Genomic DNA, 17,880 nt, shown 5'->3' with positions numbered 1-17,880 from the left:
AGAATTGTGATTCAAAGTTCGAATAAACCCTGTTTGATTGCTTAGGATTAAAAAGGGGATATACCCTTTCCTTTTAGCTTTTTAGGAAAGATGTACTAAGGGTAAGATACCAAGAAGTGGGAGGATAAGTCAGGGGATAAATACCTATAACTGGGGGGCTAAAAATATCTTTCTATTTTCTTGTTGAAAGTAATTTTGCAGCGAATATTCTAGCATATTATCCGTTAGTACAGATAGATTTGTTTATATCCTTGCGTATCAGTCGTATCATATATTTCTTTCTTCTCTCTCTCGGTTCTATTTTGCTTCTTAGGGCGCAAGAGGGAGGGACGTCTGTTTTGCACGTAAAAGTAATTGATGCAAGCAGTAGAGAAAGTATTCCGGAGGCTTCTGTCGGATTTCGGTATGATCAGCGTCTATTGGGAGCTACTGCCAACAAAGAAGGTGTAGCGCACCTTAAAGGCATACCTCGGGGGAGTACGGGGCTCCTGCAGGTGCGTTATGTTGGTTATAAGGAGTATAGGCAAAAAATTGAGGTAGAGCGCGAGATGCAAATTACTGTGTCACTACAGCCTGCAACCGAGTTAGGAGAAGTCGTCGTTACGGCACGCGAGTCCTTTAAGCCTACCACAGCCGGAATTATCGGTCGTCAATCGATTAATTTGTTACAACCTTCTACCTTTTCAGATCTTCTGGCTTTGCTTCCCGGAGGGATGACGTCTTCTCCTCACCTTGCAGAGAGGAATACGATTCGATTGCGAGAGGCAGAGGCTCCAATATCAGGGAACTATCGTACTTCCTCAATAGGCACTGCCTTTGAGATTGATGGAGTCCCTCTTAATACCGATGCTAATATGCAGAGTTATTCCAATAGTGTATGGCGTGCTGATAACCAACGCCGTTCGGGAGGGGTGTTCAATATTGGCTCGGGTGTGGATATGCGCGGAATCTCTACTGATGATATAGAGGAGGTAGAAGTTTTGAGGGGTATTCCTTCTGTAGAGCATGGCAACCTAGTTTCGGGGCTTGTTCGTATTAGACGTAAAATGAAAGCAACTCCGCCTAAGGTGCGTATCAAATCAGACCCGAAGAGCAAACTCATATACCTGGGGTCGGGTTTTCAATGGCGAGAACAAAGAAGTGTACTTAATCTATCGGCGGATTATCTTGATAGCAAGATTTCTCCAATCAATAGTTTTGAGAACTTTCGTCGTCTCACCTTGTCGGCCCGTTATGTTCATAAGTTAGAGTCTCCCAATTACCAAGGGTCTTGGATGCAAACCCTAGACTATGGAGGTACTTTTGACAATGAAAAGGTAGACCCTGAGCAGCAAAAAAATGAGCAAGACAAGTTCTTTAGTAGTAATAACCGTTTTGCTCTCTCCGGGGAACTTAGTCTTAAAGCTAGGCAGTCTATGCGCTTAATCAATCAGATTGATGTGCACTACAATCTCGCCGCCCAACGAGATGAGGTCCGAGAGCAACGCTATGTTTCTACGGTGCGCATTAACCCGCTGACTAAGGTGCCGGAGGGAGAGAGTGATGCTTTTTTTGCCCCCAATAGTTACTTAGCTAGTGTCGAAGTCGAGGGGCGTCCTGTAACGGCTTTTCTAAAGTCGGTACTTCGCTTTGCTTCCTGGAGGGGTAATCAAGTGGCCGTGGGGACTGAATACTCATTCTCAAAAAACTATGGGAGAGGTTCTGTTTACGATGTAACTCGGCCAATTGATCTAGGGCTCCCTACACGTTTGCGTCCTTTCTCTTTAGTCCCTTCTGAGCATAAGATGGCTCTGTTTGTAGAGGATAAGGGGCGATGGCGCTTGGGAGAACGTTCCTCGTTGGAGGCTGTGGTAGGGGGGCGTTTGCAGGTGATGTCTGCACCGAGGGCTTATGCCGTAGCATGGAAGCCCTACCTCGACCCGCGGATCAATGTACGTTATGAACAAAAATTTTTCTCTTCGGAGAGCCCTCTCATTATGGGGCTGAATGTAGGCTTAGGTCAGCTATCTATGCTCCCCTCCTCTGCTTACCTTTATCCTGCTCCCGACTACTACGATATTGTTGAACTCAACTATTATGCCGCAGAAGAGAAGTTTCGGAGGATACATTTCCGCACTTATCCCCTAGATCTTGCGAACTATGCTTTAGAGGCCCCTCGTAATCTGAAAATGGAAATTCGTTTGGATGCCTCTTATGCCGGTTATCTTCTCTCTGTTACTGCTTTTAGAGAGGATATGCGCAATGGATATCGCCAAATGGCCCGTATTGCCTCCTTTGCATACAATAAGTACGATGCCACGGGGATAGATCCGAATACCCTAACTGCTCCTCCCGACCTAGGGGCTCTCCCGGTTACTCGCGATACCACCCTTTCCCTCTACGGGGTTACTACCAATGGTAGCCGCACCCTCAAGAGAGGGATAGAATGGCAGATTTCAACTCCTCGTATTCCCTTACTATTCACTCGCTTTACCTGTAATGGGGCTTGGTTTGTTACCCGTTATGAAAATAGTATCCCCTATCTGGATAGACCTGATGTTGTATTTAATGGGGAGGAGTTGCCTGTGATTGGAGTGTATAAAAACGATACTGGTTATACTAGTTCCAGTCTTGCCTCAAGCATTATGATGGATACCTACATTCCAAACCTTGACCTCCTCTTTGCAACTACCTTTGAGGCCATCTTCTTTAGTAAGAGGTTAATTCAGCCACAGGCACGTATTCCTATTAAATACATTGATAAGGAGGGCGTGGAACACCCGTTTACCGAGACGTCTTTGAGCGATCCCATACTAAAGCAACTTGTACGGTCAGGGAGCAAAGAGCCTACACTCATGCATACTCCGTTTGCAGGCTTTGTTAACTTCAAAGCTACGAAGCAATTTTTTTCTCGTAGGCTCGGGATTGCCCTTTTTGTTCATCGTCTTATTTCAATAGAACCGCTTTACGAGAGATCGGGTCGTACGATACGACGCTCTTCCACTCCCTATTTTGGCATGGAACTTAACATACAACTATAGTTGAAAATAACAGCTTAAACAGATAAATCAAAATGAAAAAAACAATTCTTTTTTCCTTACTAGCTCTCTGCTTATTTGCCGTCAGTGCTTGTCAGCAAGAGAGCCCAAAAAATCAATCGAAGGTAACCTTATCCCCTTCTCTCAAAGACTTTAATACCCCTTACCAGCTCGTAGAGCTTACTGTCACCTTCAAAGAAGTAAATACCGGTAAGAGCTATGAAGCAAAACAACAAAATGGGAAAGTGATGATTGACCTCCCTTTTGGCCTCTATAATATCAATGCCATAGGGACTATTACCTATGCCGTAGATGGCAAAGAAAAGCGCGCTTCTGTGGTCGCTACTCGGCCTAATGAAACTATTAATTCTCCCGAGAGTAACATTACTCTAGATCTGTTGTTTTCGGAGCAACCGGATCCCGGAGAGGGTGATATACGCTCTCTTGTCATCGCTGAGATCTTCCCCTCAGGGACTCTTACTCCAAATGGAGATAAATATATTGGCGATCAATACTTCCGTATCTATAATAATTCTGATAAAGTTGTCTATGCCGATAGTCTCCTTATCCTAGAGTCTTCATTTAATACGATACTCGTGCAAGATATAGAGCCTAAACTCACAGAGACTTGCTTCCCCGTGCAAGCTGTGTACATGATTCCCGGGAATGGAAAGGATGTCCCCGTTCAGCCGGGAGGTTATCTTACTATTTGTGACCAAGCTGCCAACCATAAGAGTATCAATAAGAACTCAATAGACCTCAGTAACGCGGATTTTGAGTGGTATGATGAGACTCCTGCAAACTCAAGGGTTAAGGACGTGGATAACCCTGCCAAGAACCTAGAGAAAATTTATTGCTATACGCGTACTATTTGGAGTCTGCACGATCGTGGTGGGTCTTCTTACGCTATTGCAAAGATGAACACTTCTAAGGAGGACTATCTTGCCAAATACAAGGCAAAGTATATTTGGAAGGTCCAAATGCCCGATGGTACTATCAAGAATGTAGATAAAGAGACCTATTTTGTTCCCACTGATTGGGTGATTGATGGGGTAAATTTGAGTATTCTCTCCCTTGATAAATGGCTTGTGATGCCTACGGCTTTAGATCGAGGATTTACCTATATCTCTACAATAGATCGTGACCCACAGCGTTACGGGAAGAGTGTGGTACGCAAAACCGGAGCCATGAAAAATGGTATTCAACAGCTAGTCGATACCAATAATTCAACAGAGGACTTTGCCCCGCAAAGTAAGGCAACTCTTCTCTAAGGGATTCTGAGTAATGACTATGATAGAGAAGTTGCGTACGGCGCTTATTTTACTGCTTTTGCCTCCTATTGTGGGGGTTGAATGGTCTGCGGTAGGGGCGGAGACAAGTCTCTTTCGCTCCCCTCAAGACTCCCTGCAGAGGGCTATTGAGGAGCACCATTGGGCATACCAAAATCTGATAGCTCCCCACTATGAGGTGCCATCTCTTTTGGCTTTGCAGTACGCAACTTCTCTTTCTAGTGTCGAGACCCTTTTTTCTTCTCGCCGTGGTGCCGGTATCTCTCCCCTTGCGGAAGGAACGTCTCGCTCCCAATTTCAGATCAACTGTACCTCGTTGTTTCATCTCGATTCCCTCTCTTCTGTATGGGGGCGTGCTACCTATATGTCCGCCTCTAGCCAAAATGTACAAGGACGTGAGACAGCGCACTATCCTCTTACGGCTCCTTATGCCTCTATCGATACGATCGGTGGTTTCTTCGATGGTGAGTGTTACACCTTCAGTGGAGGCTATAGTCATGCCTTTCCCTCTCGCTGGAGGTGGGGTATTGAGGGAGGCTATGAAGCCTATCAGGAGAGTAGAGATCGGGATCCTCGTGTCCTGAACACCTCAGGAGATCTTACGATCAAAACGGGAGTCTCGTATAAGTTCCCTTCATACTACCTGGGACTTTCTCTGTCGGGGCGCATCTATAAGCAGGTGCATCAGATGAGCTTTATGAATCCTTTAGGAGCTCAGTTTGTTTTTAATCTTCTGGGGTTTGATGAATATTCTCTTCGCTTTTTGGGTAATGCAGAGGCTAAGGCCTTTAATGCTTATGGCTATGGGGCTGAGGGGGATCTGCTGCCGGTTGAGAAAAAACAGGGTCAGCAATTTTTTGCTACCGCTAAGTACTATTACTTGGGGATGGAGTTTACACTCAAAAAACGCAATGAATTGCGTTTGTCATACCTCCATCAGCATCGACTGAATTTGACAGTAAGTTATCTATCAACAACCCCTTTGGGTGTGTGGGCATTGAGTAATAGATTTGACTTGGAGAGGAGGTTCGGCGATGAATCTATATACGGAATGCAGGAGGGCATTTCTTATCCTTTACTCTCTGTGGAGAGCAAAAACTATCGTAGTCTCTACCTGAGAGACGACTTAGAGGGCGTTTTTTCCTTCCAGTCTAGGAGGATTCTTTGGGAGTTGCTTCCCTCAGTTCGTTTCGAGCTTTTTCGGCAAGAACGAAAGTCTTCCGGAGCTTTGGAACAATATTCACACCTTACCCCCGGGGTTTCTCTTCGCTGTCGGCATGCAATAGATCGGCAGCACCGTTTTACTCTTCGTTCCCAGGTCGGTTTGGGACATCGCTTTGGTCTTCGGGATGTTCTTCTTTTCGGGCCTCTTCCCGTAGACGAGTTTTACCATCCTTTTACGAAGAAATTGCGTTCATTGGCAGAGATGAATCACAAAATACAAGTAATGAATCAGACACACATCAGGACCTCTCTAGGGGGGGAATATCTGCTGCCTTCTCGGCAGGCATCCCTCTATGCTCAAACAAGTGCTGCTCTATGCTACTTTAGCAGCAGGGTAACACTTTACAAACTACAGGTCTCTTTAGGTCTTCTATTTTAGCAGAGAAATAAAAACGTATAGAGTAGCGATTCTGTCTATTCTAGTACGTAAGTTAAGTACGTTAAACATAATTCAATCAACAAACAAGTATGCGCAAGAAATTATTTACGTTGCTGTTGAGTTTTATCGCCCTTGCCACATCATTTTCTGTGGCAAAAGCTCAGACTCAACAATCAATCAGTTTAGGAGATTTTTCCTCGACGACAGTACACTTCCAGGGGAGTATAGGGCAGAAAGCTCCTTTCGATTTCGATTATCAGTATAGTCGCTCACAGCAGCTCTATACAGCAGAAGATCTCGTAGGGCTTGAAGGGAAGGAGATTACAGAAATCCACTTCCGAGTTTATAATCAAGAAGGGACTTCTTTCGAGCCTGATTACTCTATTAAGGTGCGTCTCTACCTCTCTAACATAGAGGATACTGAGTTTAAGAAGAAGAGTGGAGAGAGGAACTATCCTTGGAAATCTATTGATGCCGATGCCGATTTGTGTGCAACAGCAACCTTCAATATTGATTTCGATGAAAAACAAGAACAGGATTTTGAACTTCATGTGAAGCTTGACAAACCTTTCCTCTACACCGGGAAAAGCATTCTGATGACTGTTGAGGGGGAGGCAAATATGCCCCTAGCAGCAATGGGACAGACTTATACCGATTTTTATTGCTATCCCAAGAATGTAAAGGGGATGCCTATTCGTACTCTCTATAAAGCAACTGATAACAAAGATCATGATCCGGAAGGAGGTTGGGGAGAGTATTCTGACGGTTCTGGATTAAAGCAAAGAGCTGTACTCAAGATATTCTATAGGACGAAAGAAAACGAGCCTATTGTAGACCCTCTGGATCCCATTAATCCTGTTGTAACCCTGACAGCCCCAGGGAACCTTAGTGAGCAACTCAAGGGAATTGCTGAGCCTCATAAGTGCCAGACTTTGACGATCAAGGGCGAAATGAATGCGACCGATGTCGAATTCGTATCTCTACGCATGGGTGGCTTGACCAAGCTGGATATGAAGGAGGCTTCTATCCAAGAGAATGCCCTGCCTAGGACCGCACTCTCGAAACATCCTAATCTAGAAGAGGTAATCCTCCCCCAGAGTCTAACCCTTATCGGGGAGTCTTCATTGAGTGATATGCCTAAGTTGACTCGCGTGGTAATGGGCGATAATGTAACTGAAATTGGGATGAATGCTTTTGCTTTGAGCAGGGCTTTGTCTGATGTCGTATGGAGCGGAAAACTAGAGATTATTCGCTCTGATGCCTTCCTCGAATGTAAGGGACTCCAGAGAGCTGATCTCCCCGGTAGCGTCACAACAATAGAACAAGGTGCATTTTCTAAGAGTGGCTTGGTGTACTTCAAGACGCCAGAACTTCTTGAGAAAATCGAACGTATGTGTTTCTACTCTTGCAGCGAACTCAAAGAGGTATACCTCACAGAAAAAGTCAATAGCATTAACTTTAAATCTTTTGGAGAGTGCACGGCTCTTACCAAAGTGACTTCAATGAATACGACTCCTCCCACGGTCTATCGTAATGCTTTTGATAAGGTAGCACTGGCAACAGTCATCCTGTATGTTCCTACACAAGATCTTGTGGCTACTTACAAGGAAGCTGCTGTATGGAAGACGTTTGGGAGCATTGTTCCGTTAGTCTCTTCCGACGTATTCCATAAACTTTCGTATAAGAATGAATATGAGGGTGGTACCCTTAAGGTCTACAATGGCGAGGAACTCCTGCCGACCGAAGCTAGCGTGAAGGAGAATGCCTCAGTGCGCCTCGTAGCAGAAGCGAAAGAGGCTTACCTCCTCAAGGGATGGCTTATTAATGGGAGAGAAATCGAAGCTACGGGACTCGAGTACACCTACGAAGTAAAGGCTCCTACTACTGTAGAGGCTATTTTTGCAGAAGCCTACAAGCGTTATAAGGTTGCCTTCCAAGCTAATAACCCCGAGTATGGTAAAGTAACGGCTACTATCGGCGGAGTGGAAATCGAATCAGAAAGCCTGCAAAAGGCCGATCAGGCAGTTGTCTTTACGGCTCATCCCGAAAAGAACTATCACCTTAAGCACTGGATCGTAAATGGGGCAATGACTCCGAAGCAGGGCGAGGCTACCCTGGAAATTGTGCTTAATAGACAGACACTTGTGGAAGCAGTTTTTGAGCGTGACGAGATATACTATCAGTTGAGCATCTCTATTGCTGATAATAATGGGGGTGTATCAGCCTCTATAAATCATGGGACTATCCCTTTGAATTCCAAAGTGAAGGAAGGGTCTGTTGTGGAGATTTTGGCAGAACCCAACGATGGTTACGAGTTCGCTTTTTGGACCATCAATGGTAAAGTGGTAGAGGATACAAGCAATCCGATCTCAATTACAATTGACAAAGACTATCGCGTCCAAGCTTCTTTCAAGGAGGAGACCGCCCTCAATCAAGTCGCATCTACCGGCAACCTGAAGTGTCAGGTCGTGAACGGAATGCTCCGTGTAGTCTATCCGATGGAAGGAGCTACTGCTATTGTCTACAATCTTAGAGGCTCTGTACTCGCTAAACGTGTAGTGCGAGATGGCGAAGTATGCTTCTCCCTTGCAGAGGGCGTTTACCTTGTACAGATAGAAGGTACTCAAGAGGTTGTTAAGGTGCTCGTTCGCTGAACTTAGAGTATCATCCCTCCCTCTTGGGGGAAGGAATGGATATGCAAGGGTGTTCCCAATTTGTTTTGGGGCACCCTCTTTCTTTTTCTCAAGGCGAAGATGGGGAATTCCTTGTCTGTTGGAGCCGGATGGATGGGGGTAAATTGCATCCCTGATGGCGGACTTGTTAATTCGTTGTCCTTGAGTTGGTTATAAGTTCTCCTCTCTTGCTGAGATTTTCTTCCGCATGAAAAATAATTTGCGTCCGCACGAAAATAAATTTCCTTCCGCACAAAAATAAATTTTCTTCCGAACGAAAATATTTTTTCTTCCGAACGAAAAATAATTTGTGTCCGCACAAAAAATAATTTTCTTCCGCACGAAAGATTCCGAGTGGCTGCGAGATGGCTCGGTATCTTTTGCTTGCTGTGTCGTGTGGGCATTCACCCCGTATCAGAGCCACAAGCACGCACTTAGACAAATTCGGGAGGAATGGTAGGTTTGTGTTTGTTCATTTACCAGTAGAGGAATAGGGTGAGCATAATTTATCACTCTTCAGAATAAAGAACCACCCGAAACAGCTTGGCTTGTTTTGGGTGGTTCAATAGTTTGTTGCTTACTATTTAGCTCGATTAGAAGCTCATCTCTTTTTTAAAAATGTCCCTATAACAAGCAGGGCATAAACAACCATTCCACCTACGGTGATCCCAAAGAGGAGAGTATCCTTATTAAAGGAAAGATAGAGCGAAATTAAAAAGTACATCAAAAACAATACAGCCCTTACACTTTCCAAGAGAAGCGGTTCTCTCTTCTTCCTATTGGATAGAAATAGTTGAAATAGATTCATGGCAAAGTCGTCTCCCAATACTTGAAACTATAAGCGGCAACAGAAAGACTCGAGTAAATTAACTCTTTCTGTACCAATTCGCTACTTTCGATTTTTTCTTCTGGCAGTTTAAGCGAGTTGTCTTTAGAGCAAGAAGAACTCATAACAAACAACATTGTACAAAGGGTGACAACACATGAAAAACAGATTCTTTTCATAATACCATACTACTAATTTGGTACTAAATCATATCGGGAAATACACTATTAAATTCCCTTGTGCCAAAGGTATAAAATCAAATTGAAATACAAGGGGCGCATCTCTACTGCAGGAGAGGGGCAAGGAAGGGTGAGGTCTTACCCTCGGGGTAACGGGCTACCATCTCTTCGGGGGTGCCGGCAAAGAGCAGCCTGCCGCCCCCACGACCGCCCTCGGGCCCCATCTCGATCAGATGGTCCGCACTCTTGATTACATCCAAGTCATGCTCAATAATCAGCACGGTATTCCCTTTGTCCACAAGTTGATTCACGAGAGATAGCAGTACCCTAATATCCTCAAAGTGTAGCCCCGTAGTCGGTTCGTCTAGGATATACAACGTATTGCCGGTATCCTTTTTGGTGAGTTCCTCGGATAGCTTTACACGCTGACTTTCGCCCCCCGAAAGGGTTGTGGAGGGCTGCCCTAGCTTGATGTACCCTAGCCCCACCTTGCGCATAACCTCCAGACGGCGGTGCAATTGGGGAATATTCTCAAAGAATTCGGCGGCTTGGTTTATGGTCATCTCCAGCACATCGGCAATGGTTTTGCCCCTATAGCGTACCTCCAGTGTTTCTCGAGTATAACGCTTGCCATGGCACACTTCGCAGGGGATAGTCACGTTGGGTAAGAAGTTCATTTCGAGGGTACGATAGCCATTCCCTTTGCAGGCTTCGCATCTCCCGCCGGCTACATTGAAGGAGAATCTCCCCGGTTTGTAGCCGCGCGCTTTGCTCTCCGGTAGGGCAACAAATATCTTGCGAATCTCGGTAAATAGCCCCGTATAAGTAGCCGGATTGCTACGAGGGGTGCGCCCAAGAGGGGATTGATCTACTACTACCAGTTTGTCGATATTCTTCACCCCTTCGATAGATTGATAGGGGAGGGGTTCGCGTTTGGAGTGGTAGAGTTGCCTCGAAAGTAGGGGCACGAGGGTACTATTGATGAGTGAACTTTTGCCGCTGCCCGATACTCCCGTCACGCAAATGAAGGTGCCAAGGGGGATTTGCGCCGTTACATTCTTTAGGTTATTACCTGTGGCCCCTTGTAGGGTAATGCTCTTGCCATTCCCTTTTCGCCGTGTGGAGGGCACCTCAATTCGCTTTATTCCATTCAGATAGTCGGCCGTGAAGGAGTGGGCATGGGGTAGTTGTTGGGGTACTCCCGAGAATACGACGTTGCCTCCCAGGCGTCCTGCTCCAGGGCCCATGTCGATTAAGTAATCGGCAGCCAGCATCATCTCTCGGTCGTGCTCCACTACCACTACGGTATTCTCTCCGTCTCGTAGTTTCTTTAGTGAGGTAATGAGCCGCTGATTGTCGCTGGGGTGCAGCCCGATGCCCGGCTCGTCTAGGAGGTAGAGGACCTCCACCAGTCCGGTACCAATTTGAGTGGCTAGTCGGATGCGCTGGCTCTCTCCGCCCGAGAGGGAGGAGGCAGAACGGCCTAAGCTCAGGTAGTATAACCCCACATCGAGGAGGAAGCGAATGCGCACCTCTATTTCCTTTATGATCTCATGCCCTACGGGTTGTAATTTTTCGGGAATGGCTTCGTGGATTTGGGGCAAGAGGTCGAGTAGCTCGTTGAGGTCGAGGTTGGATAGCTCGTGTATGGCCCACTTGCCAATGCGGTAATGCTGAGCAATGGTATTGAGCCTCTTGCCGTGGCACAGGGGGCAGGGGGCTGTTACGAGGAATTGCTCCGCCCATCGGCGAGTCAGTTCGGTAGCTTCGTCACGACTGGCTTCCATGATGATAGCATCAATTACGCCCTCAAATCGGTCGCTCTTGCTGCCTCTCTCTTCGTGCGACTCGCCATAGAGTAGCGTGTCCATTACCTCCTCGGGGATCTCTCCCACAGGACTATTGAGATCAAGTTCGTGGGGTTCTAAGATGCGTTTGAGTGCTTCGTTATAGTATTTAACGGCTGCCGGTGTGAGGGGTTTTATTCCCCCTTTGAGGATACTCAGCTTGGGATCGGGCACTAACTTGCTGTTATCTATGCTACTTACATGCCCTAGTCCTCGGCAGGTGGGGCAGCACCCTTGGGGGGAGTTGAAGGAGAATGTGGCAGGGCTTACCTCGGGATAGGCGATACCACTCTCCGTATCCATCAGTTTGGTGGAGAGGTGCCGCAGTTGCTCGTCCCCCCGTTGGCGAATGTCGAGCATACCATCACCCTGCCTTAGGGCTAGTGAAACGGCTTGACTCAGTCGGTCCCGTGCCTCCTTCTTTACCACGAATTTATCAATGAGTACGGCAATATAGTGCTTGCTGTAGCGGTCAAGTTTTAACCCGGGGTAAAGCTCAATTAGTTCGCCATCGGCATAGACATGTACGAAGCCTTTTTTGCGAAGATCTTCGAATAACTCTCGGTAATGCCCCTTGCGATCTTTCACTACGGGGGCAAGAATCTCTACCGCTTTGCCGGCAAAATCTTGCATTACGAAGTCGATGAGTTCGGCTTCGCTGTACTTCTGCATGGGCTTCTCTGTGATGTAGCTGTAGGGTGTGGCCACTCGGGCGTAGAGAAGACGGAGAAAATCGTAGATTTCGGTAACAGTCCCCACCGTGGAGCGAGGGTTATTGGATGCTGTCTTTTGCTCAATGGAGACTACGGGACTGAGTCCATCAATGCTCTCTACTTCGGGTCGGCTGGAGGAGCCAATAAAGCTACGTGCATAGGCCGAAAAGGTATCGATATATCGGCGTTGCCCCTCGGCAAGAAGTACGTCAAATACAAGAGAACTTTTACCACTACCACTCAGCCCCGTGACAACAGAAAGTTTGTGACGGGGTATGTCTACGTCTATGTCTTTTAGGTTGTGTACACGTGCTCCTCGTATGCGGATAGCTCCGGCTTCAAATACATCGTCTTGCGGTTGAGCGGTCTCCGATGGGGAGGCCGAGGGGCTTGGGAGGGTCTGATTCTTCATCTCTTGCGTTTAGCTTTCCCACAAAGATACTCAAAAAAGCCTGCTTGATTTCCAATCCGAAACCAGCCGAAAAGAGGAGGCATTTTCAGCTGATTTGGGATGCGACTTTTGGGTGGAAAATGTTTTGATTTTAGGCAGGAAGTTTTTTGTTTTAGCCCTAGGATTTTCGAGAGGTAGCCCTCCTTGGCAGAATCACCCCCCTAGAGAGGGGTTTGGCTCTCGAGAGGGGTCGCTTTAGAAGGGGGCAGAAATAGTATCGCTCCAACGAGGAAGCTACTCCGAAGGGGGCTTGGGATGAAGGTTAGTAGTAGTGGGTTTGTTGCAGGATTTTGACTACCTCTTGGGCGAAGAAGAGCAGGAAAAAGAGGTATCCTACCAGTACCCCTCGCCAAATAGGCAGGGTTGCCCGAAAGGTTTCGTGGGGAGCGCGTGGGTGAGGCCGCGGCATCCACTTAGCACGTACCCAGCGGTACAACAAAAAGAAAATCCATCCATTAAGCAACCCAATAAGGCTACCCGGCACTACATCCGTGATAAAGTGCATCCCCAAATAAATGCGACTATAGACTACAATTACCGCGAGGGAAAAGACGATAATAGAGTACCAACGATCGCGAAAGGCGAGAGCGGTGAATAGCGCAATAGCCATAAAATTGGCCGCATGACCCGAGACGAATCCAAATCCGCCGCCTAGGTTCCCATACGCATTCAGCACCAAATCCTTTGTATAGGGGTGATGGGTGGGGCGTAAGCGGGCGCAGAGCGGTTTGATTAAACTAGAGGTCTCTTGATCTGTAAAGGCGATCATCAGTACTACAATGCCGATGAAAAAGAGAGCCTCTTTGGCAGGGCGTTTGTAGAATAGCCAAGCAATGAGGGCAACGATTACTGCCGTCCAAGTCCATCGAGCCGAGATGAGGTGAAAGAAAGCATCTAGGTAGGGGGTGTGGGGACTATTGAGGGCAAGAAAAAGCTCACGCTCCCAGAGGACCAATTGATCAAGCATAGTAGGTAGTGGGGTTAGGGATTTAGAGAGAAGGGATAGATGGCTAGTAGAGCCTTAGAAGAGACCCATCCGAGCGTCCCATCAGGTAGCGTAATGGCTACTTGTCCGTTCTCTTCGGGGAGGTCTTCGAGCTTTATTTTACTTCCCTCGTGCAGTACAAATAGAGTAGTCGCAGCCCCCGTTGGAGCACTTTTAGCAGCCACTTGCCCCTCTATGACGATAGCTTCGCTTCCATCCCGATAGTTGTGTACAAGGCTTCGGGTCACGAATCCACAAAAAATAAATAGCACCAGACTTGCCAAACTCGTATAGAACGCTACCTGCCGTATCACCTTCTTGCACATGAAAATAAAGGCGAGGGTGGCAACTGCCAAGAGGATAAAAAGGAAGAGCGAGATCACCATCCAGGCTGTGGGCGGTAGGGCATAGCAGATAGAGTGCCATACGCTTTGCGAATAGGAGGTATAGTACTCCAGACGGTCGCTGGTTTGGCTTGCGGCAATTTGTAGGTTGTGCTGTACGTATTTGTCTCTAGGGGCAAGTCGGAGGGCTCGCTCGTAAGAGAGGATAGCCCAGCCCAGCTCCCCATTGCGGTAATAGGCGTTGCCCAAATTGTAGTATAGGGCAGCGGATGGAGTAGTCTTGGAGGCTAAGAGCAACTCTCGGTAGCCCTCTATCGCTTGGGTGTATTGCTCTTTGTCGTATTGCGCCTTTATGTCCGCTTCGTTGGGGACTACGCCGGCGGTGTTTTGTGCGTGGGCAAGCGCGGAGACAAATAGGCAGATGAGGAGGAGAAATCTTTTCATCGGATGGTACATTTAACGCTTTCTATTGCTTCTATTGCCTCGTGAGCTTTGTGTAGTATTTCTTGCCGTTGTAGAGAGGAGGCGTCGGGTGCAAAGCGAGCAAACTCGGCCTGCGAGAGCGTCTCCAATAGCGAGTTGATGGTCGCTTGTGGGTAGTGTGCCGCCTGTAGTTTAGCGGCAATCTGTTGCCGGCTGAGTTGACTTTGATCCAAGAGTAACTTATCTGCAATATAACCTTGGAGTGCTGCTAGGATCGCTTGATAGAAGTCCGCATCCACCCCCCCAGTCAGCAATGTTTGGGCTTTGGCAAGATGTTTCTGTGCCACTTTGGCAGCTCCGCGAAGTCTCTTGCCCACGACATCTTTTTGTTTTACTAAGTAACGGCGGTACCCCCAAGCAAAGAGTATCGAGAGCAGGGCGATAAGCAAATAGAACGCAAGGTACCACACACTACCGATAAAGCGTAGGATGCTCCCCGAGTCACCCTCCTTTAGGTTTTTGAGGCGAGCAATGTCGTTACTGAGAAGCTCCACATCGGTGTGGCTATTTTGGTCGTACAGCCCCGTGCTTTCTCCCTTTGCTACTTTGAGTGTGACAGGGGAGGTGGCTATGGTTTCGTACTTGCTGGTTTGAGGGTCGAAGTAGACAAGTCGGATGGCAGGCAGGGTGAAATCCCCAACATTGCGAGGCACGGCATAGTAATCTATCGTGCGAGTACCTACCACTCCGTCGGTTGTAGCTTGTAGGTTTGCTTCGCTCTTGGGGTCGAAGGCTTCGAAGCTATCGGGCCATTGTATCGTGGGCGACGTGATTAGTTTTAGGTTCCCGCGCCCCGATATGGTGAGCCTCACGGTCATCTGTTCGTTGGTCTTGATCTCGTTGCGATCGGGTACTTCCACTTTGATGGAGAAGTTGCCCACAGCTCCGTCGAAGCCCTCGGGGGCAGGCTGAGGTAGCTCTCGTATGTTGAGGGGAATGGCAGGACTGAGTATTTTCTTGCGTACCTGACTGATGGAGGAGATGCCAAAGTAGTCGTCCTCATTGTCTATTTTTTGCTCCACCGCAGCTATGAGATCGAACTCCCCTTGGGGGATATTGAGCGAACCACTGCGCTGTGGGAAGATGAGGGTTTGGTGCAAGACGGCACTATAATAGTTCTTACCGTTGACCTGCTCTAGGGAGAGTTGTACGTTGCGACTGCGCTCGATAGGTTGTTCTATGAAGCCGTCGTATTCGGGGAATTTGACATTCTCGAAGTCGATATTCGCGTTGCGTGTATAGAGTTTGTAGGTAACAAGTATCGCCTCTTGTTCGTAAGCCGTGGTCTTGGAGGGAGTGGCACGGATGAACATATCCGTAGCTTTCGATACTTGGCTTTGGCTTTTCCCTCCGTTTTTGTCATCGGATAAGATACGGATATTGAGGGGTTGTGTGTAGTAGGTTTTGCCTTTCACCTTGATGGAGGCTTTCCCTATGCGAACGGTGCCGGTGCGCTCTGCAAGATAGGTGCCGGTGTAGGTGACGCTTATCTTTCCGTTGATGTTGGCTCTAGATACGGCGTTATTGGGGGGGAATAGTACCGAAGCTCCCTCTACTTCGGGAGCTGTAAAGTCGGTTCCATCTCCATTGCGGAGAACGAATTGCACACGGATTTTTTCCGACAGAGAGACGGCACTGGGAGCTTCTGCTCGAAAGGTCGTTTGAGCTAAAACACTCTGTGGCACCCAACTCAAAAGCACAATGAGCGGAAGCCAAAAGCACAATAGCTTGGTACGTATGGGGCGAAGTGGGGTTACCATCTTTTCTTATTCTTGTCTTGGCGTTGCTGTTGCCCCTGCTGGCGTCTTGCCTCGTAGCGTTTCCTGCTTTCGTCTTCGTCTTGCTGGTACGCATCGAGGATTTTTTCTGCCGTTTTGGGGTCTATTTTTTCATTCTTCTGCGGCTGCTCGGGTTTCCCCTGCTCCTTGTTTTGTTCTTTTTGGGGCTGAGGCTTTTGCTCCTGCGGCTGCGGTTGAGGTTGATTTTGTGCGCCTCCTCCCTTGTTTTTGTCCTCGGGGGGAATCTGCTTGAGAGCTAGAGCGAGGTTGTAACGCGTCTCATCATCCGTAGGATTGAGGCGCAGAGATTGTTTGAAACTCTCGGCCGCCTCGGCAAATTTCTTCTGCTGGAGCTGGGCGTTGCCGATGTTGTGGAAAAGCTGTGCCGCTTGATTCACATCCTCCAGATGCTCCGGTTGGATACGACCATACTCCTCAAGAGCCTCTTTGTACTTGCCCTGTTTGTAGAGGGCATTGCCGAGAGAATAGTGACCAATGGCAAGGGTGGAGTCTTGGGCTAATGCCTTGCGGTAGGCAGTCTCGGCAGTGGCATACTCCTCTTTTTTGAGAGCACTATGTCCCTTACGGATGGTCGAACGAACCTTCTGTTGCCCCTCTGCCGGGAGGGCAAGCACTAGTAGGGCAGCTATGTAGAAAATACGGAACAACTTTTTCATGTTCGATCAAAGAGTCTAAGTCTGGCAAGGAATCTATTTTTGCGTAATTGGATGCACTCCATAGCGACAAGGAGCAGCAATGCGGCAAAAACAAACCATCCGAATAGCTCGTGTTTGGTCTCTGTAGAGGCGTTTACTACGGCTTGTGGGAGCTTTTTTAGCTCGTCGTATATTTTGGAGGAGAGCGAGGAAACGCTCTTGCCTACGAGCATCCCGCCATCGCCGGCTTGTGCTATCTCTTTGCACATCTCGGGATTACTCTTCGAGAGTACCATCTTTCCTTCTTCGTCCATTAGGTAGCCATTGTCTTGAGGAATGGGGGCTCCCTCTTCGCTACCAACGGCAATGGTATATACCTTTACGCCTTGGCTCTTGGCTTTTTTGGCCGCCTCTAGAGCATCGCCCTCGTGGTTTTCGCCATCGGTAAATAGGATGATGGCTTTGCCCACATCGTGGCGGTCTGAGAAGGAGCCTAGCGAGAGATCTATGGCAGAAGCAATGGCGGTTCCTTGGTTTGATAACATGTCGGGATTGGCATCGTCGACCATCTTTTTTGCCATAGCTAGGTCAGTAGTGATGGGGAGCTGCATATAAGCATTGCCGGCAAATACTACGACTCCCACTTTGCTCTCGGCCAGGTAGTCGAGGAGTCGATGGATGGTTAGTTTGGCAAATTGTAGTCGATTGGGCGAAAGATCCTCCGCTAGCATGGAGTTGGAGATGTCCAGAGCAATCATGGCTTCTATGCCTTTCGCTTCTCCCGGATTTTCCTTGCGTTCTTGCAATTGAGGGCGTGCCAGTGCGGCTACGAGGCAGGCTATGGATAGAAGCATAAGCCCGTTGCGAACAATACGGCGCAGGGTAGATGCCTCGGGCTTGAGGGCTTTGAGTAGGGGCACTTGGGCAAATTGACGCTGAGACCTTCGTCGCGAGCGGTATCCCCATTGTGCCAGCAAGACAAGGGGTATCAGTACAAAGAGTAAATAGAAATACTCGGGTTGGACAAAGTACATAGC

Annotated in this window: 10 protein-coding genes; 4 read left to right on the top strand and 6 right to left on the bottom strand. The window is 47.8% G+C overall.

Annotated elements, in window-relative coordinates:
• The first annotated feature begins 239 nt into the window (after positions 1 to 239).
• The 4 genes from ACTTHR_RS02305 to ACTTHR_RS02290 all read left to right on the top strand — a co-directional run bounded on the left by ACTTHR_RS02305 (position 240) and on the right by ACTTHR_RS02290 (position 8,563).
• Positions 240 to 3,020 (top strand): carboxypeptidase-like regulatory domain-containing protein, encoded by a 2,781-nt coding sequence (locus ACTTHR_RS02305; protein ID WP_442605042.1) that lies wholly within the window; start codon positions 240 to 242, stop codon positions 3,018 to 3,020.
• Positions 3,021 to 3,052: 32 nt separating this feature from the next.
• Positions 3,053 to 4,288, top strand: coding sequence for a DUF4876 domain-containing protein (locus tag ACTTHR_RS02300; RefSeq protein ID WP_314813400.1), 1,236 nt, complete (start codon positions 3,053 to 3,055; stop codon positions 4,286 to 4,288).
• A 13-nt stretch (positions 4,289 to 4,301) separates the two neighbouring features.
• Positions 4,302 to 5,909 carry a DUF6850 family outer membrane beta-barrel protein gene (locus tag ACTTHR_RS02295; protein WP_442605041.1) on the top strand — a complete coding sequence of 536 codons (1,608 nt, stop codon included), beginning with the start codon at positions 4,302 to 4,304 and terminating at the stop codon, positions 5,907 to 5,909.
• A gap of 89 nt (positions 5,910 to 5,998) precedes the next feature.
• Positions 5,999 to 8,563, top strand: coding sequence for a leucine-rich repeat protein (locus ACTTHR_RS02290; RefSeq protein ID WP_442605040.1), 2,565 nt, complete (start codon positions 5,999 to 6,001; stop codon positions 8,561 to 8,563).
• A gap of 1,127 nt (positions 8,564 to 9,690) precedes the next feature.
• On the opposite strand, the gene uvrA is transcribed toward ACTTHR_RS02290, so the two are convergent.
• From uvrA to ACTTHR_RS02260, 6 genes are all read right to left on the bottom strand, one after another.
• Entirely contained in the window at positions 9,691 to 12,558 is a 2,868-nt protein-coding gene (uvrA, locus tag ACTTHR_RS02285) for an excinuclease ABC subunit UvrA (protein WP_442605039.1), read from the bottom strand.
• Between the two features lie 301 nt (positions 12,559 to 12,859).
• Positions 12,860 to 13,564, bottom strand: a complete 705-nt coding sequence (locus ACTTHR_RS02280; RefSeq protein ID WP_442605038.1) for a phosphatase PAP2 family protein — start codon at positions 13,562 to 13,564, stop codon at positions 12,860 to 12,862.
• Between the two features lie 14 nt (positions 13,565 to 13,578).
• The gene (locus tag ACTTHR_RS02275; RefSeq protein WP_442605037.1) at positions 13,579 to 14,370 is read right to left on the bottom strand and encodes a tetratricopeptide repeat protein; all 792 of its coding nucleotides are present in this window, start codon (positions 14,368 to 14,370) and stop codon (positions 13,579 to 13,581) included.
• Positions 14,367 to 16,169 (bottom strand): BatD family protein, encoded by a 1,803-nt coding sequence (locus ACTTHR_RS02270; protein ID WP_442605036.1) that lies wholly within the window; start codon positions 16,167 to 16,169, stop codon positions 14,367 to 14,369. Before ACTTHR_RS02270 ends, ACTTHR_RS02275 begins: the two co-directional genes overlap by 4 nt.
• Positions 16,163 to 16,864 carry a tetratricopeptide repeat protein gene (locus ACTTHR_RS02265; protein ID WP_442605035.1) on the bottom strand — a complete coding sequence of 234 codons (702 nt, stop codon included), beginning with the start codon at positions 16,862 to 16,864 and terminating at the stop codon, positions 16,163 to 16,165. Before ACTTHR_RS02265 ends, ACTTHR_RS02270 begins: the two co-directional genes overlap by 7 nt.
• Complete coding sequence (locus tag ACTTHR_RS02260; protein WP_281676743.1) at positions 16,861 to 17,877, bottom strand: vWA domain-containing protein; 1,017 nt, start codon at positions 17,875 to 17,877, stop codon at positions 16,861 to 16,863. The genes ACTTHR_RS02265 and ACTTHR_RS02260 overlap by 4 nt, the downstream gene beginning before the upstream one ends.
• Between the last annotated feature and the right edge of the window lie 3 nt (positions 17,878 to 17,880).

Origin of the sequence: Porphyromonas endodontalis (genome assembly GCF_052173515.1) — a bacterium.
Lineage (GTDB): Bacteria > Bacteroidota > Bacteroidia > Bacteroidales > Porphyromonadaceae > Porphyromonas > Porphyromonas endodontalis_A.
Note: the sequence above shows the minus strand (reverse complement) of the source record. Positions and strands in the feature narration are given on the sequence as shown.

Excerpts from the sequence above, each read along its gene's own strand:
- ACTTHR_RS02275 (WP_442605037.1), bottom strand. The coding sequence starts at position 14,370 with ATGAAAAGATTTCTCCTCCTCATCTGCCTATTTGTCTCCGCGCTTGCC.
- ACTTHR_RS02300 (WP_314813400.1), top strand. The coding sequence starts at position 3,053 with ATGAAAAAAACAATTCTTTTTTCCTTACTAGCTCTCTGCTTATTTGCC.
- uvrA (WP_442605039.1), bottom strand. The coding sequence starts at position 12,558 with ATGAAGAATCAGACCCTCCCAAGCCCCTCGGCCTCCCCATCGGAGACC.
- ACTTHR_RS02290 (WP_442605040.1), top strand. The coding sequence starts at position 5,999 with ATGCGCAAGAAATTATTTACGTTGCTGTTGAGTTTTATCGCCCTTGCC.
- ACTTHR_RS02265 (WP_442605035.1), bottom strand. The coding sequence starts at position 16,864 with ATGAAAAAGTTGTTCCGTATTTTCTACATAGCTGCCCTACTAGTGCTT.
- ACTTHR_RS02270 (WP_442605036.1), bottom strand. The coding sequence starts at position 16,169 with ATGGTAACCCCACTTCGCCCCATACGTACCAAGCTATTGTGCTTTTGG.
- ACTTHR_RS02280 (WP_442605038.1), bottom strand. The coding sequence starts at position 13,564 with ATGCTTGATCAATTGGTCCTCTGGGAGCGTGAGCTTTTTCTTGCCCTC.
- ACTTHR_RS02260 (WP_281676743.1), bottom strand. The coding sequence starts at position 17,877 with ATGTACTTTGTCCAACCCGAGTATTTCTATTTACTCTTTGTACTGATA.
- ACTTHR_RS02295 (WP_442605041.1), top strand. The coding sequence starts at position 4,302 with ATGACTATGATAGAGAAGTTGCGTACGGCGCTTATTTTACTGCTTTTG.